Source organism: Bacillus sp. LR--39, assembly GCF_053613335.1.
Map to the genome: position 1 here is coordinate 697651 of NZ_JBSIOT010000001.1, position 20787 is coordinate 718437.

Sequence of the window (20787 nt, forward strand, 5' to 3'; positions counted from 1 at the left end):
TTAAATATAACACCTATTCCTCTTACTTATTGTAATGATGTTAGTGTCAAATTTCAACAGAAAAATGATTGAGAATGCTTATCACATAAGGGATTCTCTTTAGCACTTCCCCCTAAAAGATGACTTTAAACGTCAAATTTATATGAAAATCTGTTAAAATAAAAAGAACCAAAAAACGAAACTTGTCACAGAAGAAATGTAGGTGTGTTTAGATTGGCGATAAACTACTTTGATACCGTGGTTCTCGACTGTCTGGACAAAATAGACGGCGAACGGACTCCGAGTGCTGTGTTTCATTTATTAAAAGGAAAAAAGTCGTCTCAAACCATTCAGGATGCCGGCTTATTTCAGATCGCTAAATATTTCGGCATGGCTTCACAGTGTGAACGCGGCGATATTGCGGCTTCTTTGCATAAACTCACCGAGAACTCATACATCACAGCCGGAAAAGAAGAGGGAACGTGGAAAGTGACTGCGCGCGGCGTTCAAAGGCTTGAACGGGCGTTTGCCGAGCGGCCTTGGCCGAAGCACTGCCACGGCGCGAATTATCAAACGCCTGCTGTCACCCTGTGGAGGCGGCTTTCCCTGCTCATTCAAGTCCTGTCAAACAAAGAGCATCAATGCAGTCAATATATCCCGGTTACCAACGATGTGCAGACGCTGAGATGGGTCAAACGGTTCATGCGGAAAAACAGAGATGCTAAAGAGCTTTCCGTCCAAATGCATGACGCGCTGTTTCATCTTCTGCAAGGCGTAAGTGAACGGCAGGCGCTTATTTTTGTCTATTCTTTAACTTCATTCAACAGAATCGGCAAAACGAATAAGCAGCTCGCTCTCCAGCTGAACGAAGATGAATGGTATGTGTCCGTCCAGTTTTGGGGAGCGGTACATTATGTTATTCAATCGCTTCCGCAATGTGCATATCCCGCTCTGCGCGAGCTGTTGTCCGATCTGCAGGCGGAAAGCGCGCTGACACAGTCTGCCAGAAAAACCTTTGAGCTGTTGGAAAAAGGGTTTCCGATTGAACGGATCGCCGCGGTCAGAAATTTAAAAACTGCCACAATCGAAGATCATATCGTAGAAATATCATTGCATCAGCCTGCATTTTTTATAGAACAGTATCTTTCTGAAGAGGAACAGCGTATGATAACGGCATTTGCAAAACAGCATCAAACGAATAAAATTAAACGGATTCGCGAAGGAATGCAGATGCGCTTCAGCTATTTTCAGATCAGGCTGGCGCTGGCAAAGACGGTGAACCAGCATGACTGAGCTGCATAAAGCTTTATCCAAGTATTTTGGTTTGCATTCCTTTAAAAAAGGGCAGGAAGAGATTATGACTAGCGTGCTCCAAAAAAAGGATACGATCGCCATGCTTCCGACCGGCGGGGGAAAATCATTATGCTATCAGCTCCCGGGTTACATGATGGACGGGCTGGTGCTGATTATTTCGCCGCTCCTTTCATTAATGGAAGATCAGGTGCAGCAGCTGAAAGCGAAAGGAGAAAAGCGGGTTGCTGCATTAAACAGCATGCTGAATTCCGCAGAGCGGCATTTTATTCTCAGCAACATCAGCAGGTATAAATTTCTCTATATGTCCCCTGAAGCCCTTTCTTCACCTTATGTACTGAACCGTTTGAAAAACGTTCCGGTCAGTTTATTTGTTATTGATGAGGCTCATTGCATATCAGAATGGGGACATGATTTCAGGCCTGATTACTCGAAGCTCGGGCCTTTCAGGCAGGCACTCGGAAAGCCGCCTGTATTGGCGCTAACCGCAACAGCGACAAAAGAAACACTCAGAGACGTGACGGATGTGCTCGGACTTGAGCATGCGGTGCGTCATCTTTATTCAGTCAACCGGCCGAATATTCTCCTGGCGGCAGAACATTTGGCGGATAATGCCGAGAAAATAAGCAGGCTCACGGAGCTTGCCGAAAAGCTTGAAGGCCCGGGTATCATATATTGTCCGACCAGAAAATGGGCGGAAGAGCTTGCGGCTGAGCTGAATGAAAAAACGGGAAAGCGGACGGATTATTATCACGGCGGAATGGATACAGGGGACAGAATCTTAATCCAGCAGCAATTTATCCATAACCAGCTTGATTGCATCTGCTGTACCAATGCGTTCGGCATGGGTGTGGATAAGTCAGATATCCGCTTTGTCATTCACTTTTATCCTCCCCAAACGGCTGAGGCCTTTATGCAGGAAATCGGCAGAGCGGGACGCGACGGCAGCCCGAGTGTCAGTATTTTGCTGAGGGCGCCCGGCGATACCGAGCTTCAGCAGCAGATTATTCAGACAGAAAGCCTGTCTGATTATGATCTGGAAGGCATTCTGGCCGTCATACGGGATGCCGGTACGAGTGATGAACGAAAGCTTCGGGACGTTCTGATCAACAAGGGCGTCCAGGAAACACAGGCGCGAACGGCCGTCCATCTGTATCTGCAAGGAAAAACAACAAAAGAGCAGCTGCAGGAAGAACTGACATACCGCGTGGAAAAGAAGCTGCGTAAAATGAATCGTTTTTCGGCGTTATTAGAGCGGAAAGAATGTATAAGAGAAGCGCTGCTGTCTTATTTTGATGAATCGTATGAGCCTGAAGGTCAAACCGGACAATGCTGCAGCAGCTGCGGACTTGATCTGGCTCCGTACGAGCAAAAAGGAGAACGTAAAAATATGGAACGGTTTGAAGATTGGAAGCTGGAATTAGGCCGGATTTTCGGTTCAGAGTCTGCGGGTGAGTTCAGCTGAGACGGCAAAGCGAATTGATCCGGCAGCTCTCAGACCGGGAGATTGTGATGCAGCTGTATGCCACCCAATTGCTCATATTGGCGGTTTCAGCTGTTATCGGCTTTTTCTTTTTTACCGACATTCACGATTTTTTAAAGCTGTGGCATATACGTGACGATAATATCATATGGTACGGTGTAACTCTTGCTGTCCTTGTCATTTTTGCCGATCTGGCGGTGATGAAATGGTGTCCTTCGCATTTATATGATGACGGCGGCATTAATGTATTGCTTTTTAAGAACAGGCCGGTTTTGCACATTTTGTTTTTGACGCTTCTCATTTCGTTCAGCGAAGAGATTTTGTTCAGAGGCGTTCTGCAGACACATATCGGCTTATGGGCCGCCAGCTTCATTTTTACCGTGCTTCATTTCAGATACTTGGCGAAGTGGCTTCTGTTTATGATGGTTGCGGGCATCAGTCTTTTGCTGGGGCTTATCTATGAATGGACCGGCAATTTATTCGTTCCGGTTACAGCGCATTTTATTATTGATGCGGTATTTGCCTGTCAGATCCGTTTTCAATATGTTAGGAGGGGTTTGCATGACGGAAATGTCAAGAGTTGAAAGAAGAAAAGCTCAGCTGCGTGCCGAGCAGCAGATTGCCGCGGCCGCGGATGAACAAATTGAATATCTTGAAGACAGCCTCCCGACAAGACAATCTGTAAAAGAGGAGCGTAAAAAAAAGGAAGAGCAGGTAAAGGAAAAAACCAAAACAAAAACGCCGCTGTTCACTTTTCTGACCGTCCTGTTCATTATCGTAACAATCGGTGTCTTTTTCGGTCTTCTTTATATGACGAACAGCAGCAGATTTGACCCGAAGGACTATGAAGATGTCTTCATAGACCACAGTGAAAGCGCGCCTGCCGTTATTCCGAAAGGCGCTCAGAAAGAAACGTCAGAAACCGCTCTTTTAGAACAACCGAAAAAAAAGTCTGATGACAAAGATAAAAAAGAAGCGGCTGCATCTGAAAAAACGAAAGAAAAACCAAGTGAAAAAACGGAAACGCCCTCAGAAAAACAAGTAAAGCCGACAGACACCGAATACGCGGAGACAAAACAGCAGTCTCCGCCGGCTGTCCGTGAAAAAGCGGCTCCGGCTGCCGCGAGTGATCAAGCCGGGACTGTCCCGAAAAATGTGCGGACCGTACAGCATACTGTACAGCCGAAAGAAACGCTTTACCGCATTTCAATGAAATATTATAAAAGCCGGGCGGGCGAAGAAAAAATCCGCAGCTACAACGGATTAAACGGAAACGACGTGTACACCGGCCAGGTTCTGAACATTCCGCTGTCTGATTAAAATAAATGCATGTTTTCACCGCGTTTTTCATATAGTGTACCAATGAAAACGGACAAGGTGTGAAGCGCATGGATTCTTTATGGAAGCAATTAGACAGATTTGCTGACGGACCGACGAAACAAATGCTTCAGGCGCTGGTGAAACGGAAATTAAAATACGAAAATTATGCCGCACAATGCCGAAGATGGCAGTGGGCGTCCCTCGTTTGTTTTTCCCTGATGTGCATACTGCTGATGTTTAAAAGCTTTAATGCCCCCCAAGCCTCTCCGCAGCTGATTCTGCAGGAAATATTAGGCCATACGGTTTACTTGTGCTGGATTATGGCTTCCGCTTTTGCGTATTGCACTTCTTATTATTTTAAAAAAAAGGAAGAAAAAGCTGAGGGTGAATTTCATAAACTGAGATGTGAAATTATCCAAAAAAGCACGGATTTATGGCCCCAGCCTGAAAAATGGAGGGCGAGAGAATCTGTTTTTCACTTGATGAAACATCGGTATGATATCAATCTTTATTTTGAAAGCAAATAAAATGAGGCGTTTTCCGGAAAGGATAGAAACGTCTTTTTTTGTTTGTCCGTCTAATGTAAGACAATGACAGAATGGAGAGTGCGTTTATGAAGCTTACAGCGGGAATTCTCGGCTCATTGGCGGGAGCGGCTGCGGTTATGGCGGCCGTTATGTACAAAACGGCAAACGGCAGCCATCTGAAAACACATACATTTACGCTTGATAAAATGAAGGGGATGAAGCCGCTCACCATCTTCTTTATATCTGACGTGCACCGCCGTTTAATTGATGAAAAGCTTCTTCGCGAAGCGGCAGGTTATAAGCCGGATGCCGTTTTGCTCGGCGGTGATTTGGCGGAGGGCGGAGTTCCTTACGCCAGAATTGAAGAAAACATCAAACGTCTGACGGCTCTCGCGCCTGTCATGTATGTGTGGGGAAATAATGATTACGAGGTCAGCCAGCAAAAACTGCTCTCACTTTTACGGGCATATAAAGTGATCCCGCTGAGAAATGAATCGGTTCAGTTTGCTTATAAAGGGGAAACCGTTACGATCTGCGGCGTGGATGATATCAGGATGATGATGGATGATTACGATTCTGCAATCAGATATACGGATGCTGACAAAGTAAACCTCCTGCTTTGCCATAACCCGGACATCCATGAGCAAATGAGGGAGTCAGACGGGATTGACGCTGTGTTCAGCGGCCATACGCATGGCGGTCAAATCCGTTTCGGCCGGTTCGGGCCGTACGAATTGGGCGGGACGGGAACGGTAAAAAAAGCGCATTACCTGATCAGCAACGGCTACGGGACGACAAAAGTTCCGCTGAGGCTCGGGGCGAAACCGGAGACGCATATGATTACGCTGTGCGGACCGGATGAGCCGTCTTCCTGAAACAAACCCGGCCGCTGTGATAAAAAACGGCATTCTGCTTGTCTTCCCGCTGTACACAGTGTAAACTGATAACAAATTAAGAACCTATGACTCATTTATTCATATACTGTGTTATATGATTTGTGTGCAAGAAGAGGCAGGAGGGAACATTATGCGGCTTGAGCGTCTGAACTATAATAAGATTAAAATCTTTTTAACCCTCGACGATCTGACTGATCGGGGACTGACAAAAGAAGACCTCTGGAAGGACTCGTTTAAAGTCCACCAGTTATTTAAAGATATGATGAATGAAGCAAATACAGAGCTCGGCTTTGAAGCGAATGGTCCGATCGCGGTGGAAGTATATTCTCTTCAGGCACAAGGCATGGTTGTGATTGTAACGAAAAATCATGACGCGGACGCAGAAGATGACGAATATGACGATGATTATATCGAGATGCAGGTCAAACTTGACGAAAGCCCGGATATTATTTATCAGTTCCATTCGTTTGAAGATATCATTCAGCTTGCCGGAAGCCTTCACCGAATCGGGATTACCGGCGGCACCGTCTACCACTATGAGAACCAATACTATGTAAGCCTTGAAGACCTCGGCTCCCGTTCCGCCGAAGGCGTCATCGCGGTGCTGGCTGAATACGGACACCCGGCGACAATTACGATTTACAGGCTCCATGAGTACGGAAAACTCATCATGGACGGCAATGCTGTGGAGACCATCCAGAAACATTTTTCATAAAAAAGATTTGAAACGGCAGCTGTTTTCAGCGGCCGTCTTTTTTTAAGCGAAATAATGGAAAAATCATTGTCTTTCTTCTATGCACGGAGATATTGAAGGTGTATACTAGTCACTGAAAGGGAGCATGAGAGAAACAGAAGATTTTAGGAGGTTAACTCAAATGGCAGCCGATCGATTCACCGGTCATAATGAAGAAGACAAACATGATGTATTAAAATCAACCCAAACCGTAATACATAAAGCTCTGGAAAAATTGGGGTATCCAGAAGAAGTGTATGAACTGCTGAAAGAGCCGCTCAGATTATTAACGGTTAAAATTCCTGTTCGGATGGATGACGGGTCTGTGAAAATATTCACAGGCTATCGTGCGCAGCACAATGATTCCGTAGGTCCGACAAAAGGCGGCATTCGTTTTCACCCGAATGTAACTGAAAAAGAGGTGAAAGCACTTTCCATCTGGATGAGTTTAAAATGCGGAATTATTGATCTTCCTTATGGCGGTGGTAAAGGCGGAATTGTTTGTGATCCGAGAAATATGTCATTCAGAGAGCTTGAAAGACTAAGCAGGGGATATGTCAGAGCAATCAGTCAGATTGTCGGACCGACTAAAGACGTCCCGGCACCTGACGTATTTACAAACTCACAGATTATGGCTTGGATGATGGATGAATATTCAAGAATTGATGAATTTAACTCACCCGGCTTTATTACGGGAAAACCGCTTGTACTCGGCGGGTCCCACGGCAGGGAATCAGCGACGGCAAAAGGCGTCACCATCTGCATAAAAGAAGCGGCCAAGAAAAAAGGTCTCGATATTCAGAACGCGCGCGTCGTCGTACAAGGTTTCGGGAATGCGGGCAGCTATCTGGCCAAGTTTATGCATGACGCCGGCGCGAAAGTTGTCGGAATTTCTGACGCGTACGGAGGCCTTTACGATCCGGACGGTCTTGATATTGATTATCTGCTTGACCGCAGAGACAGCTTCGGAACGGTGACGAAACTTTTCAATGACACCATTACGAATCAGGAGCTGCTTGAGCTGGACTGTGATATACTTGTCCCGGCGGCGATTGAAAACCAAATTACAGAAGAAAACGCTGACCGCATCAAAGCGAAAATCGTTGTAGAAGCGGCAAACGGACCGACGACACTGGAAGGGACGAAAATCCTGACAGACAAAGGAACGCTGCTGGTTCCCGATGTTCTGGCGAGCGCCGGCGGTGTAACGGTTTCTTATTTCGAATGGGTTCAAAATAACCAGGGCTTCTACTGGAGTGAAGAAGAAGTCGAGGAAAAACTGGAAAATATGATGATAAAATCGTTTAATAATATTTATGAAATGTCCCAAAACCGCCGGATTGACATGAGGCTTGCGGCTTACATGGTCGGCGTGCGGAAAATGGCGGAGGCTTCGCGTTTCAGAGGCTGGATATAAACGAATCGTTTGCATAAACAAAAAAAATCTCCTATGATAATATAGGAGATTTTTTATATGAGTGGAAACTTATGATGGAAATGCCAATCGCAGGAGTTGAAGGACATGACAGAAGAAAAAGCAATTATAATAGGCGGAGGTCCTTGCGGATTATCGGCGGCTATACATCTGAAGCAAATTGGCGTGAACGCGCTTGTGATCGAAAAAGGGAATGTCGTAAACAGCATTTATAACTATCCGACCCACCAAACTTTTTTCAGTTCAAGTGAAAAATTGGAAATCGGCGATGTCGCCTTTATTACGGAAAACAGAAAACCGGTCCGAATACAGGCTCTCTCTTACTACAGAGAGGTTGTCAGAAGAAAAGAGCTGCGCGTAAACGCCTTTGAAACAGTGGAGCGCGTAACGAAACAGGAAGACGGCCGTTTTCTTGTAGAAACATCAAAAGACCGCTACCTCACTCCGTTTTGTATCATTGCGACAGGATATTATGATCATCCGAATTATATGAACATACCGGGTGAAGGGCTTCCTAAGGTATTTCATTACTTTAAAGAAGGCCATCCTTATTTTGATAAAGATGTTGCTGTGATCGGCGGGAAAAACTCAAGTGTGGACGCGGCTTTGGAACTCGTGAAGTCCGGTGCGCGCGTTACGGTGCTCTACAGAGGACATGAGTACTCCCCGAGCATCAAGCCCTGGATTCTGCCTGAGTTTGAGGCCCTCGTCAGAAACGGCACAATCCGGATGGAATTCGGCGCTTGTCTTGAAGAAGTGACGGAAGATGAAATCATTTTCCGCTCGGGCCGAAATGAGACGGTCCGGCTGAAAAACGATTTCGTATTTGCCATGACGGGATACCATCCCGATCACGGTTTCCTCGAAAAAATCGGTGTGCGGATTGATGCTGAATCAGGCCGGCCGTTTTTCCGGGAAGAAACGATGGAAACAAATGTTGACGGTGTTTTTATCGCCGGAGTCATTGCGGCTGGAAATAACGCCAACGAAATTTTTATCGAGAACGGCCGTTTTCACGGCGGCTTGATCGCAAATGAAATATCAAAACGGCTGGGTGCAGAGAGCATATGATCATTCATATGCTCTTTTTTTAAAAAATTGAAAGATGTAAAAATATGAACAACATGGTACGATAGATATAGGAATATAAAGGAAAGAGGTTGCCTGATGTTTGCAATCATCTCTGCAGGAATTGCTCCCGGCATTGCGCTGTTAAGCTATTTTTATTTAAAAGATCAGTATGACAATGAACCCGTACATATGGTGCTGAGGTCTTTTTTTCTCGGGGTTGTCCTTGTGTTTCCGACCATGTTTATCCAATATGTTCTTGAAAAAGAGCATGTGGGGGGAGGAAGCTTTTTCGTTTCGTTTTTGTCTTCGGGATTTCTGGAAGAATCGGTGAAATGGTTCGTTCTGATGATCAGTGTGTATCCGCATGCTCATTTTGATGAGCATTATGACGGAATCGTTTACGGGGCCAGTGTGTCTTTAGGATTTGCCACGCTTGAAAATATTCTGTATTTATTCGGCCACGGCGTTGAGCATGCTTTCATAAGGGCGCTTCTGCCGGTCTCCTGCCATGCGCTGATCGGAGTGATTATGGGATTTTATCTCGGAAAAGCCCGCTTTTCGCAGAAAAAAGCCCGTGTCAAATGGCTTGTGATTTCGCTGGCTGTGCCTTCATGTCTGCACGGTTCTTACGATTTTATTCTTACCGCCCTCAATCATTGGGTATATTATATGCTGCCGCTTATGCTGTTTTTATGGTGGTTCGGGCTGCGAAAGGCAAAAAAAGCACGCTCCGTTAATATGATCCAAGTGTGAAGAAACCGCGCGTCGCGTGCGGTTTCTTTTTTTATGCCTTGACGAGGGATAAGAAGGAAACGTGCATAAAAATAACCTCGTGACAGACAATACGGGTACACTTTAAATTTTGCAGTAGGAGGCTTGAAGAGATGAAGTGCAAAGGAGCCTTTATGGCATGTCTCATTCTATTTTCTTTCGCCGCCGCTTTCTTCGATCATCATGAAACGGTTCATGCGTTTTCAAATCAAGTGATTCAAAGAGGCGCGACGGGTGATGATGTTATAGAATTGCAGGCCCGTCTTCAATATAACGGATTTTATAACGGGAAAATCGATGGTGTTTACGGCTGGACCACATACTGGGCCGTGAGGAATTTTCAGGAGAAATTCGGCATGAAGCCGGTTGACGGCCTCGTCGGCGCGAAAACCAAACAGGTGCTGATCTCTAAATCAAAATATTACCGTGAATATGTAATGGAGCAGATCCAAAAAGGGAATACGTTCACTCATTATGGCAACGTCCCATTGGAAAACCAAACAAAACCGAGAGCCGGAACGCAGAAGCCGGCTGCGGGAACGAATAAGCCTGCTCAAAAGCCGCAAAACAATACAGGCGGTCAGTCAAATCAAAAGCAAAATACGACAGCGGCCAATATGCCTGGCGGTTTCTCAAACAACGACATCAATCTTTTGGCGCAGGCTGTGTACGGGGAAGCACGCGGTGAGCCGTTTGAAGGACAGGTTGCCATCGCCGCGGTTATTTTAAACCGTATTAAAAGCCCGTTATTTCCGAATACGGTGGCCGGCGTCATTTTCGAACCGCTCGCGTTTACCGCTGTTGCCGACGGCCAAATATACATGCAGCCGAATGAAAGAGCAAAAGAAGCGGTTCTTGATGCGATCAACGGCTGGGATCCTTCTGAAAACGCGATTTATTATTTCAACCCTGATACGGCGACAAGCAAATGGATTTGGGGACGTCCGCAGATAAAAAGAATCGGAAAACACATTTTCTGTGAGTAAAAGTACGCAAAATGAGGTGTTAACATGATTAGAGGAATTATTATCGCTGTTCTCGGTGTCGCGATCGCCGCAACCGGATACTGGGGATATAAAGAGCATCAGGAAAAAGATGCGGTCCTTCTGCATGCGGAAAATAATTATCAAAGGGCTTTTCATGAATTGACGTACCATGTAGATCAGCTTCACGACAAAATCGGGACGACGCTTGCGATGAACAGTAAAAAATCTCTGTCTCCGGCGCTCATTGATGTATGGAGAATAACATCTGAAGCTCATAACAATGTGAGCCAGCTGCCCTTGACTCTTATGCCTTTTAATAAGACGGAGGAGTTTTTATCCAACATAGGAGATTTCAGCTATAAAACATCCGTCCGGGATTTAGACCAAAAACCGCTTGATAAGAAAGAATATACAACACTGAACAGCCTGTACAAACAGGCGGAGAACATTCAAAACCAGCTCCGCAGCGTTCAGCATCTCGTTATGAGCAAAAATTTACGATGGATGGATGTTGAGATGGCGCTCGCCTCTGACAAAAAACAAAGCGATAATACGATCGTTGACAGCTTTAAAACAGTCGAAAAAAATGTAGGCGCTTTTTCTGAAGACAGCATCAGCCCCACATTTACGGGAGCAAATACAGAACGAAAAGGTTTTACGCATCTGAAAGGAAAACAAATTACGGAAAAAGAAGCGGTCAAAATCGCACAACGGTTTGCGCCTGATCATAATTATTCAATTAAAGTGGTCAAAAGCGGCAGGAAGACGAATCGGGACGTATACAGCATCCGCATGAAAGACGCCGACAACAAGTCTTTTATCTATATGGATATTACCCAAAAAGGCGGACATCCGGTCTATTTGATTCAAAAACGGGCCGTGAAGAAACAAAAGATCAGCCTCAATGAAGCATCTAACCGGGCCGTCGCGTTTTTAAAGAAAAATGGATATGAAACAAAAGGTCTCGAAATTGATGAAAGCGCGCAATATAATAACATCGGCGTCTTTTCTTTTATTCCCGTGGAGAAAAATGTCCGCATTTATCCGGAAGCCATCCGAATGAAAGTGGCGCTGGATGATGGTGAAGTCGTCGGTTTTTCCGCGCGTGATTACCTGGCGGCGCACCGCACGAGAACGATTCCGGCTCCCGCTTTGTCAGCTGATGAAGCGAAAGCGAAGCTGAATAAAAATGTTGAAGTGCGGGAGACGCGGCAGGCGCTGATCACAAATGAGCTTGGTCAGGAAGTGCTTTGCTACGAAATGCTCGGAACGATCGGGAAAGACACGTATCAAATGTTCATCAATGCGGACGACGGAAAAGAGGAAAAAATAGAAAAGTTAAAAAGTGCAGAACCTATATATAAAGACCTATAAAAATAAAGGAGGAAAGGACTAAAAGTCTTTTCCTTTTTTTCGTTACATGCTTTAATAAAAGCATAAATAATGAAAGAGTGAAGGCCCATGATAGCTGTCGGAGATTATATTTGGATTGAATACATAGAGAACAATGAGCCCAAAAAAGCGAGGAGCAAAGCAGTAAGCGTTGAAAACGGCGAACTGCACATCTCATATCCCGTCGATCTGGATTCGGGACGGACGGTCTTTTTGCATAAAGGATTGGAAATAACAGCGGAATTTATGGGGGATGGCCAAGTGCCGTATCAATTTAAAAGCATAATCAAAGGAAAGAAAAAAGACCCCATTCCGATGATCGGATTGGACATCCCTCCTCAGAAGAAAATGAAGCGGATTCAAAGACGCCGATACGTCCGTGCAGAAGCAGTATTGGATGTATCCGTCAAAATGGAAGCGAAAAAAACCGCTTTCCAAACGGTTTCCTCTAATATCAGCGCCGGCGGAATCGCTGTTGTGATGCCTGAGCATATTTCCGCGGAACCAGGTGAAAAGCTGTATGTCTCATTTTCTCTTCCCGGCAAGGAAAATACGGCGGATATAACGGCTGAGGCTGTTACCCAGCGGATTTTTTATGATGAAAAGGCGGATAAACAAAAAATGACGCTTGAATTTACAGAAATCGGCCTCGCAGCGCAGCAGCTTTTACTCCAATATTGCATGCGCGCGCAGCTGCAGCAGAGAAGAAACAGTCTGTCGGAATAAACAGCAGCGCACTTTTCCATACTAATCCTAATGGAGGTGCGCGTGTATGAAAACGTTTGAACGTCTGCTGGTCAAATTGGTCTGCATTCAGCTTATCATTTTGGGCGCGGTGCAGTTTTTGCTTCATTATCAGCCTATTGAACCTTATATTTCGAAAGCTGTGAAATATGAGGGAGTTGATAAAATGGAGAAAAAAGAATGGATTGAAACGGTAAAGCGGTAAATCAGCTCAATTTTTTCGCCCCTTTTCCGGCAGTTCATGATACAATCCATAGAGGAGTAAAGAGCAAGGAGAGAGATTATGGACAAGAAATTATCAATTGCGATCGACGGGCCGGCCGCTGCCGGAAAAAGCACCGTTGCTAAAATAGTGGCTGAGAAAAAATCATATGTGTACATTGATACAGGAGCGATGTATCGTGCCATTACATATACGGCGCTCAAGCAGAATGCCGATTTAACTGATGAAGCCGCGCTTACAGAGCTGCTGAAGCGTACGGAAATTGAGCTTGTATCCGCTCCGGAAGGACAAATCGTTCTGGTAAACGGAGAAGATGTGACAGAAGAAATCCGAAAAGACGAAGTCAGCAACCAAGTATCAATCGCCGCCAAGCATAAAGGCGTCAGAGAAGAAATGGTCAAAAGACAGCAGCAGCTCGGACAAAAAGGCGGTGTCGTCATGGACGGCCGTGATATCGGTACTCACGTGCTGCCTGATGCCGAAGTGAAAATTTTTCTGCTCGCGTCCGTAGAGGAAAGAGCGAAGCGCCGATATGAAGAGAATAAGAAAAAAGGCTATGACGTGAATTACGAGACGCTCATTGAAGAAATTTCCAGACGCGACAAGCTCGATTCAGAGAGGGAAGTTTCCCCGCTGCGCAAAGCGGAAGACGCGATTGAAATCGATACGACGTCACTCAGCATTGCCGAAGTCGCGGGAAAAATTCTGGAGATCGTCGAACAGAAATCACGTTAACTTCGGGCGGAGCGCTTTATAATTTTTTTCGAAAGACAAGATGTTATTGCTTGACAAACCAGTCCATTTATTAGAAGTTAATACTAATAAAACTTTTTATTGATCATTCAAAATCTTTTTTGGATGATTCTTTAATACATATTCGGCTGAAAAGCGGACATTCACATGTTCAGCTTTCAAACCGTATTAATTAAGCTGTGTAGGTTTGGACCAAGGAGGTTATTCAAATGACAGAGGAAATGAATCAAATTGATGTTCAAGTGCCAGAGGTTGGAGATGTAGTAAAAGGGATTGTGACAAAGGTAGAGGACAAGCATGTAGATGTCGAAATTGTCAATGTCAAACAGTCCGGAATCATTCCAATCAGTGAATTATCAAGTCTTCATGTAGAGAAAGCATCGGATGTCGTAAAAGTTGACGACGAGCTTGACCTGAAAGTAACAAAAGTGGAAGACGATGCTTTGATTTTATCTAAACGTGCCGTTGATGCTGACCGCGCTTGGGAAGACCTTGAAAAAAAATTCGACACAAAAGAAGTGTTTGAAGCTGAAGTGAAAGATGTGGTGAAAGGCGGCCTCGTCGTTGATATCGGTGTTCGCGGCTTCATTCCCGCATCACTTGTCGAAGCTCATTTCGTCGAGGATTTCACTGACTATAAAGGGAAAACCCTCTCTCTTATCGTCGTTGAACTCGACCGTGATAAAAACCGGGTGATTCTGTCACACCGGGCTGTAGTGGAAAAAGAACAGACAGCCAAAAAGCATGATTTTCTCCAAACGCTTGAGGTTGGAAGCGTGCTTGAAGGAAAAGTGCAGCGTCTGACTGATTTCGGCGCATTTGTCGACATCGGCGGAATTGACGGGCTTGTTCATATTTCGCAGCTGTCTCATTCACACGTCGAAAAACCGTCTGACGTGGTGGAAGAAGGTCAGGACGTAAAAGTGAAAGTACTGTCCGTAGACCGCGATAACGAGCGTATTTCTTTATCTATTAAAGAAACGCTGCCGGGACCTTGGAGCCAGGTCGGCGAAAAGGTAAAGCAGGGAGATGTGCTTGAAGGAAAAGTGCAGCGCCTTGTAAGCTTCGGCGCCTTCGTTGAAATTCTTCCGGGCGTGGAAGGACTTGTGCACATTTCGCAAATTTCCAATAAACATATCGGAACGCCGCATGAAGTGCTTGAAGAAGGACAGACTGTTAAAGTGAAAGTGCTTGACGTGAACGAAAGCGAAGAGCGCATTTCCTTAAGCATGCGTGAGCTTGAAGAAGCGCCGAAAGCCGATCAAGAGGACTTCCGCCAATACCAGGCGAAAGAAGAGCCGAGCACCGGCTTCCAGCTTGGCGATTTAATCGGAGACAAGCTTAATAAATTAAAATAAATTGGTGATAAAACGTGACACGAGCAGAACGAAAAAGAGAACATATAAATCATGCGCTGTCTACCGGCCAAAACCGGGAAACGGGGCTTGATGATATTACGTTTGTTCATGTCAGCCTACCGAACCTAGCATTGGAAAAAGTGGATATATCAACGAAAATCGGCGGACTCACAAGCAGTTCGCCGATTTTTATCAATGCGATGACAGGCGGCGGCGGACAGCTTACATACGAAATTAACAGATCGCTGGCAAGAGCCGCGCACAAAGCCGGCATGCCGCTGGCTGTCGGTTCGCAAATGTCAGCTTTAAAAGATCCCTCCGAACGGTGTTCTTACGAGATCGTCAGAAAAGAGAATCCGGACGGGCTGATATTTGCCAATTTAGGCAGCGAGGCGGATGCTGAGCAGGCGAAAAGGGCAGTTGATATGATTCAAGCAGATGCCCTCCAGATACATTTAAATGTGATTCAGGAGATCGTCATGCCAGAGGGTGACAGAAGCTTTACTGGCGCTCTCGGCCGTATTGAGCGGATTGCGGCGGAAGCGGGAGTGCCCGTTTTTGTCAAAGAAGTCGGCTTCGGAATGAGCAGGGAATCGGCACGGCAGTTATTTGATGCTGGCGCAGCAGCAGTTGATGCCGGCGGATACGGCGGTACAAATTTCTCTAAGATCGAAAATATGCGCAGAGAGAAGGCGCTTCAATTTTTTAATACGTGGGGAATTTCCACTGCTGCAAGCTTAGCGGAAATCCATTCGCTCTCCGCTGATCAATCAATTATCGCATCCGGCGGGCTGCAAAGTGCCCTGGATGTCGCCAAATCGATTGCCCTCGGTGCTTCCAGCGCGGGAATGGCGGGCATTTTCCTGAAAGCTCTCACCTCTAAAGGAGAAGAGGGCCTGTTTGACGAGATGACGGCGCTTTTGCAAGAGCTGAAAATGATTATGACCGCCCTCGGATGCCAATCGGTTTCCCAATTGCAAAAGGCGCCTTTGGTCATAAAAGGTGACACACATCACTGGCTTTCTGAACGGGGAATTGACACGTCCCGTTTCAGCAGACGTTAAAAGGCATGCGGACCCGCATGCCTTTTTCTGTTTTTTACGATTTTCTTTTTCGGAATTCCCCGTTTTGCTCAAGGCTTGTCGCTCCTTTATGGTGAATCGAATCATCGCGATCAGATTCCACCCGGCGGGAGGCTTTCAGTTTTTTCTCCTGTCTGTCTTTTCCCATCCTTATCCGCTCCTTTCAGGTATAATTGGTTTAAAAAATGCGTTCCCGCTCCATACTGATCAGAGGAGGAGCGATTATGGAACCGTTTTATTATTACTGGTCAATGTGGTTTTTATGGATACTTGCGACTTTTATTTTTGCCAAAACAAAAAGCCGTTTTTACGTATCAGTCTTTATTTTGACTAATATGATGGCAAGCATACATCAGATTACGGCTTATTTTACGCTGAACGCGGCATATGTCATGTTTTTTGCTGCGGCATTTGTTTATGCGGGAAGCCTCGGTATGCATAAACGGCTCCGTAATATTGTGATTCATCTGACGGCGGCTGCGGCGTACGGCTTTATTTTTCTTTTTGCATTATATGATCCTGTTTGGTTTATCATAAAACCTGAATGGGCGGCGGTTATACTGCTTACCGTTATTACGCTTTCTGTTGAGGGGCGGTTCCCTGAGAGGCTTTGTCTTTTTGTTCTCGGCATGTGCCAGGGGGAGCTATTGTATGCTGCGGTCATCCGCAATATTGCGGGTGCGGCAGCCGTCGGGGATTATAAATGGCTTTCAGGCTGTTCGGCGGGAGTGATTCTTCTCGTCGGGCTGACTACATATGAACAGCTTGCGGCGCGCATCAGCCAAAAAAGCAAAAAGCAGGGCAAAGGAGCGACGAAAATGTCTTGAAAACAGACGGAGACTGTTACATGAATGCGAAACATTTTGAAGAATACATTGTGATCTCAGTGAAAACTGATATAATAAATGAGTTAAGCCCTTCTGTTTGAAGGGTTCTTTTCATAGCGAAGATGATTTTTAATAACCGGTTGAACAATTTTTTGTGAAAATGTAAGCGGCTGGATTGAAAGGAAGGGTACTATGGGTAAACCTGTCGTAGCCATTGTCGGAAGACCGAATGTGGGAAAATCCACAATCTTTAACCGGATTGCGGGTGAAAGAATTTCAATAGTAGAAGATACCCCCGGAGTGACGCGGGACCGGATATACAGTTCGGCGGAATGGCTGAATTATGATTTTAACCTGATTGATACGGGCGGAATTGATATCGGAGATGAACCGTTTCTGACACAGATCCGCCAGCAGGCTGAAATCGCCATGGACGAGGCTGATGTGATCATCTTTATGGTGAACGGCCGCGAAGGTGTGACGTCTGCGGATGAAGAGGTGGCAAAAATACTGTACCGGACGAAAAAACCGGTCGTATTAGCCGTTAATAAATTAGATAATACCGAAATGAGAGCGAACATCTATGACTTTTATGCGCTCGGCTTTGGAGAACCGTATCCGATTTCGGGCACACACGGCTTAGGATTGGGAGATTTGCTCGATGCTTGTGCTGAGCATTTTAAAAACATTCCGGAGACGAAGTACAGTGATGATGTCGTTCAATTCTGCCTGATCGGCCGCCCGAATGTCGGAAAATCATCCCTTGTCAATGCGATGCTCGGCGAAGAGCGGGTTATCGTGAGCAACGTAGCCGGAACGACCAGAGACGCAGTGGATACGGCGTTCACCTACAATCAGCAGGAATTTGTAATCGTTGACACGGCGGGAATGAGAAAAAAGGGTAAAGTATATGAAACAACAGAAAAATACAGTGTGCTGCGGGCGTTAAAAGCCATTGACCGCTCAGACGTCGTCGGCGTTGTGCTGAATGCAGAAGAAGGCATCCTTGAGCAGGACAAGCGGATCGCCGGATACGCCCATGAAGCCGGGAAAGCCGTCGTCATTATCGTAAACAAATGGGATGCTGTTGATAAAGACGAGCGCACGATGAAAGAATTTGAACAGAATATTCAGGAACATTTCCAATTTCTCGATTATGCGCCGGTGCTGTTTATGTCGGCACTGACGACAAAGCGGATTCATACACTCATGCCTGCGATTATTAAAGCGAGTGAAAACCACTCTCTCCGCGTGCAGACAAATGTCCTAAATGATGTCATCATGGATGCGGTCGCCATGAATCCGACTCCGACGCACAACGGCTCCCGTCTGAAAATTTACTATGCGACTCAAGTCGCTGTTAAGCCGCCGAGCTTCGTTGTTTTTGTCAACGATCCGGAGCTGATGCATTTTTCTTATGAACGCTTTTTAGAAAACCGAATCCGGGACGCTTTCGGATTTGAAGGTACGCCAATTAAAATATTTGCAAGAGCAAGAAAATAAAAAGGTGTGATACAGAGATGAAAAAAGTGGCAATGCTTGGAGCGGGAAGCTGGGGCACTGCACTTTCTTTAGTGCTGGCTGATAACGGACATCAAGTCATGATGTGGGGACATCGTGCCGAATTGATCGATCAAATCAACGAACTGCATGAAAACAAAGATTATCTGCCGGGGGTGGAGCTATCAAGTTCTATCATCGGTACAGCTGATTTAAGCGAGGCTTTAAAAGGAGCTGACTTCATCATTGTGGCAGTCCCGACAAAAGCCATTCGGGAAGTGCTGAAAAAGGCTCTGCCGTACATCCCGAAACAATCGATTTTTGTTCATGTCAGCAAGGGAATTGAGCCGGATTCGCTTCTCCGCATTTCAGAATTAATGGAAGAGGAGCTGCCTGAGGAGTACAGAAAAGACATCGTCGTGCTTTCAGGGCCGAGCCACGCTGAGGAAGTCGGATTAAGACACCCGACGACTGTTACATCATCTTCAAAAAATATCAAGGCTGCAGAAGCGGTTCAGGATTTATTCATGAACCAGCATTTTCGCGTCTATACCAATCCGGATATGATCGGTGTTGAAATAGGGGGAGCGTTAAAGAATATCATCGCTCTTGCAGCGGGGATTACAGACGGATTGGGATACGGAGATAATGCAAAAGCGGCCTTAATCACCCGAGGTCTTGCTGAAATTGCCAGACTCGGCACAAAGATGGGCGGAAATCCGCTCACCTTTTCCGGCCTGACCGGCGTAGGCGATTTAATCGTGACGTGTACAAGCGTTCATTCCCGAAACTGGCGCGCCGGCAACCTGCTCGGCAAAGGATACAAGCTGGAAGCTGTCCTGGATAAGATGGGGATGGTTGTTGAAGGCGTGCGGACGACGAAAGCTGCGTATCAGCTGTCTCAAAAATACCAAGTGAAAATGCCGATCACAGAGGCGCTTCACCAAGTATTATTTAACGGGCAGAAGGTAGAAACAGCCGTAGAATCCTTAATGGCCAGAGTGAAAACCCATGAGATGGAAGACTTGGTCAACACATTCGAAAACCGGGTGAAGTGACAATACCATGCCGTCAGCATATTCTGAAGTGACGAAAGTCCAAAACGCAGAACTCTCCGGCTGAAATCGCTTAAAACATTTGCTGATTTAGGCAGAAGAGGATGCAGACGTACGCATCTACGCATACTATAGCATCGAAGTCCAAGAGAGTGTATCTCAGACGTACAGGTGAATATAGTCAACTTGACTGAAGCAAAGTCCCCCTCTTTGCTTCAGTTTTTTTGTTTTTTCAATAGATGGAAAACCTGTTGATCTTTTCAACATTTGTATATTAAAATGAAATATAACGCTTACAATGATGGGACGGGGGGGCACGAACGTGAGTGTGGCATTGATGAAAATGTGGTTTGCGCTTGGTGCTATGGGATTAATGTTTGTTGCGGTGGCCTCTATTTATGTCAGCAGGTACAAAGTGAAAAACAAACTGATAAAAGCAGCGGTTTCTTCACTCGCTTATGCCTGCATGGTCATCTCGGGATTGATCGTGCTAATGGTCGTTTTCAGCGGGCCTGTCAATGAATAAAGCCGAAAGGGGGCGCGGAATGCATAAGTTAAAAATGGCCGTCATAACGGCAATGGCGGTGCTTCTGCTGTCCGGCTGTCTGTACCCTGAAGCGAAAAAAACTGAAAATAAAGTATCTTACAAACATCAGCTTCAGCAGGTGCAAGCGGCAGTGGATGAATTTAAAAAGGCGAACGGCGGACTTCTGCCGATTCAGACAAAAGATATGAAAACACCGCTCTATCAAAAATATCCGATAGATTTTAAGCGGCTCGCGCCTAGATACATAGAGGAGCCGCCGGCCTCAGCTTATGAAAGCGGGGGAATGTACCAATACGTGCTTGTCGATGTGGAACATAAGCCGACCGTCAAGCTGGTCGATCTCCAAATGGCGGAAGCAATCCGTGACATGAAGCTGCGTGTCAAAATGTATCAGGAAAAGCATACATATCCTCCCTATGAGGACGCCGTTTCAAAAGGGCTGTTCACTTTAAATAAAAAAAAGCTCGGCATGAAAGACTCTCCTTCAGTCAAAAGTCCGGTTTCAGGCACGTCTCTGCCGCTTTTAATCGGCGCTGACGGAGAAATCTATGCCGACTATCGCGTCGATCTCGCCCGCTGCCTGAAGGAAAACAAAAAGAAAATCAAACCGGGCGCGGAAATTCAGGATATTTTATGGAAAGAGACTCCTTTCGTCCCGGCCTTTTCAGTCACTTACACCGTAAATGAAAAACAGGAACCCGTTTTTTTAGAAAGTCAAACGAAACAGGAATGAACCTTTTTCCCGCGCATACAAATAGGGAGAAAGGTTTTTTTGATTTTGATAGAAAAGACTG

At 45.8% G+C, this 20787-nt stretch carries 23 protein-coding genes; 22 read left to right on the plus strand and 1 reads right to left on the minus strand.

The annotated features are described in order from the left end of the window. The first annotated feature begins 213 nt into the window (after positions 1 to 213). The 17 genes from ACWHAR_RS03605 to fni all read left to right on the plus strand — a co-directional run bounded on the left by ACWHAR_RS03605 (position 214) and on the right by fni (position 16046). Positions 214 to 1272 carry a helix-turn-helix domain-containing protein gene (locus ACWHAR_RS03605; RefSeq protein ID WP_032873240.1) on the plus strand — a complete coding sequence of 353 codons (1059 nt, stop codon included), beginning with the start codon at positions 214 to 216 and terminating at the stop codon, positions 1270 to 1272. Continuing rightward, on the plus strand, positions 1265 to 2755 hold the full coding sequence (locus ACWHAR_RS03610; RefSeq protein WP_032873242.1) for a RecQ family ATP-dependent DNA helicase: 1491 nt from the start codon (positions 1265 to 1267) through the stop codon (positions 2753 to 2755). Before ACWHAR_RS03605 ends, ACWHAR_RS03610 begins: the two co-directional genes overlap by 8 nt. A 14-nt stretch (positions 2756 to 2769) precedes the next feature. Further along, entirely contained in the window at positions 2770 to 3357 is a 588-nt protein-coding gene (locus tag ACWHAR_RS03615) for a CPBP family intramembrane glutamic endopeptidase (protein ID WP_007409441.1), read from the plus strand. After that, the gene (locus ACWHAR_RS03620; RefSeq protein WP_032873244.1) at positions 3335 to 4093 is read left to right on the plus strand and encodes a LysM peptidoglycan-binding domain-containing protein; all 759 of its coding nucleotides are present in this window, start codon (positions 3335 to 3337) and stop codon (positions 4091 to 4093) included. The genes ACWHAR_RS03615 and ACWHAR_RS03620 overlap by 23 nt, the downstream gene beginning before the upstream one ends. Positions 4094 to 4161: 68 nt before the next feature. Then, positions 4162 to 4620 carry a YpbF family protein gene (locus ACWHAR_RS03625; RefSeq protein ID WP_007409443.1) on the plus strand — a complete coding sequence of 153 codons (459 nt, stop codon included), beginning with the start codon at positions 4162 to 4164 and terminating at the stop codon, positions 4618 to 4620. An 86-nt stretch (positions 4621 to 4706) separates the two neighbouring features. Continuing rightward, entirely contained in the window at positions 4707 to 5495 is a 789-nt protein-coding gene (locus tag ACWHAR_RS03630; protein WP_032873245.1) for a metallophosphoesterase, read from the plus strand. 151 nt (positions 5496 to 5646) lie between these two features. After that, positions 5647 to 6231 (plus strand): genetic competence negative regulator, encoded by a 585-nt coding sequence (locus ACWHAR_RS03635; protein WP_003153412.1) that lies wholly within the window; start codon positions 5647 to 5649, stop codon positions 6229 to 6231. Positions 6232 to 6391: 160 nt separating this feature from the next. Further along, a complete protein-coding gene (gene gudB, locus ACWHAR_RS03640; protein ID WP_003153413.1) occupies positions 6392 to 7666 on the plus strand; it encodes an NAD-specific glutamate dehydrogenase in 1275 nt (424 codons plus the stop codon). Between the two features lie 105 nt (positions 7667 to 7771). Further along, on the plus strand, positions 7772 to 8755 hold the full coding sequence (locus ACWHAR_RS03645; protein WP_012117874.1) for a YpdA family putative bacillithiol disulfide reductase: 984 nt from the start codon (positions 7772 to 7774) through the stop codon (positions 8753 to 8755). A 96-nt stretch (positions 8756 to 8851) separates the two neighbouring features. After that, a complete protein-coding gene (gene prsW, locus ACWHAR_RS03650) occupies positions 8852 to 9508 on the plus strand; it encodes a glutamic-type intramembrane protease PrsW (protein WP_032873247.1) in 657 nt (218 codons plus the stop codon). A gap of 131 nt (positions 9509 to 9639) precedes the next feature. Further along, on the plus strand, positions 9640 to 10512 hold the full coding sequence (gene sleB / locus ACWHAR_RS03655; RefSeq protein WP_007612266.1) for a spore cortex-lytic enzyme: 873 nt from the start codon (positions 9640 to 9642) through the stop codon (positions 10510 to 10512). 24 nt (positions 10513 to 10536) lie between these two features. Continuing rightward, a complete protein-coding gene (ypeB, locus tag ACWHAR_RS03660; protein WP_007409448.1) occupies positions 10537 to 11886 on the plus strand; it encodes a germination protein YpeB in 1350 nt (449 codons plus the stop codon). Between the two features lie 87 nt (positions 11887 to 11973). Beyond that, a complete protein-coding gene (locus tag ACWHAR_RS03665; RefSeq protein ID WP_032873248.1) occupies positions 11974 to 12630 on the plus strand; it encodes a flagellar brake protein in 657 nt (218 codons plus the stop codon). Positions 12631 to 12676: 46 nt separating this feature from the next. After that, on the plus strand, positions 12677 to 12853 hold the full coding sequence (locus tag ACWHAR_RS03670; protein ID WP_003153420.1) for a YpfB family protein: 177 nt from the start codon (positions 12677 to 12679) through the stop codon (positions 12851 to 12853). Between the two features lie 78 nt (positions 12854 to 12931). Further along, entirely contained in the window at positions 12932 to 13606 is a 675-nt protein-coding gene (gene cmk / locus ACWHAR_RS03675) for a (d)CMP kinase (protein ID WP_015240110.1), read from the plus strand. Between the two features lie 227 nt (positions 13607 to 13833). Next, positions 13834 to 14982: a 30S ribosomal protein S1 gene (rpsA, locus tag ACWHAR_RS03680; RefSeq protein WP_007612259.1), complete on the plus strand. Its 1149-nt coding sequence runs from the start codon at positions 13834 to 13836 to the stop codon at positions 14980 to 14982. 14 nt (positions 14983 to 14996) lie between these two features. Continuing rightward, on the plus strand, positions 14997 to 16046 hold the full coding sequence (fni, locus tag ACWHAR_RS03685) for a type 2 isopentenyl-diphosphate Delta-isomerase (RefSeq protein WP_032873249.1): 1050 nt from the start codon (positions 14997 to 14999) through the stop codon (positions 16044 to 16046). A gap of 34 nt (positions 16047 to 16080) precedes the next feature. On the opposite strand, the gene ACWHAR_RS03690 is transcribed toward fni, so the two are convergent. Then, positions 16081 to 16212, minus strand: coding sequence for a YpzI family protein (locus ACWHAR_RS03690; protein WP_003153429.1), 132 nt, complete (start codon positions 16210 to 16212; stop codon positions 16081 to 16083). A 76-nt stretch (positions 16213 to 16288) separates the two neighbouring features. Between ACWHAR_RS03690 and ACWHAR_RS03695 the strand changes: the two genes are divergently transcribed. The 5 genes from ACWHAR_RS03695 to ACWHAR_RS03715 all read left to right on the plus strand — a co-directional run bounded on the left by ACWHAR_RS03695 (position 16289) and on the right by ACWHAR_RS03715 (position 20726). Next, positions 16289 to 16891: a YphA family membrane protein gene (locus tag ACWHAR_RS03695; protein ID WP_012117870.1), complete on the plus strand. Its 603-nt coding sequence runs from the start codon at positions 16289 to 16291 to the stop codon at positions 16889 to 16891. Positions 16892 to 17083: 192 nt separating this feature from the next. Next, positions 17084 to 18394 carry a ribosome biogenesis GTPase Der gene (der, locus tag ACWHAR_RS03700; protein WP_032873250.1) on the plus strand — a complete coding sequence of 437 codons (1311 nt, stop codon included), beginning with the start codon at positions 17084 to 17086 and terminating at the stop codon, positions 18392 to 18394. Between the two features lie 17 nt (positions 18395 to 18411). Further along, positions 18412 to 19449, plus strand: a complete 1038-nt coding sequence (locus ACWHAR_RS03705; RefSeq protein WP_003153434.1) for an NAD(P)H-dependent glycerol-3-phosphate dehydrogenase — start codon at positions 18412 to 18414, stop codon at positions 19447 to 19449. Positions 19450 to 19768: 319 nt separating this feature from the next. After that, positions 19769 to 19972 (plus strand): DUF2768 domain-containing protein, encoded by a 204-nt coding sequence (locus ACWHAR_RS03710; RefSeq protein WP_003153435.1) that lies wholly within the window; start codon positions 19769 to 19771, stop codon positions 19970 to 19972. Positions 19973 to 19991: 19 nt separating this feature from the next. Further along, positions 19992 to 20726 carry a hypothetical protein gene (locus ACWHAR_RS03715; protein WP_007612249.1) on the plus strand — a complete coding sequence of 245 codons (735 nt, stop codon included), beginning with the start codon at positions 19992 to 19994 and terminating at the stop codon, positions 20724 to 20726. Positions 20727 to 20787: the final 61 nt, after the last annotated feature.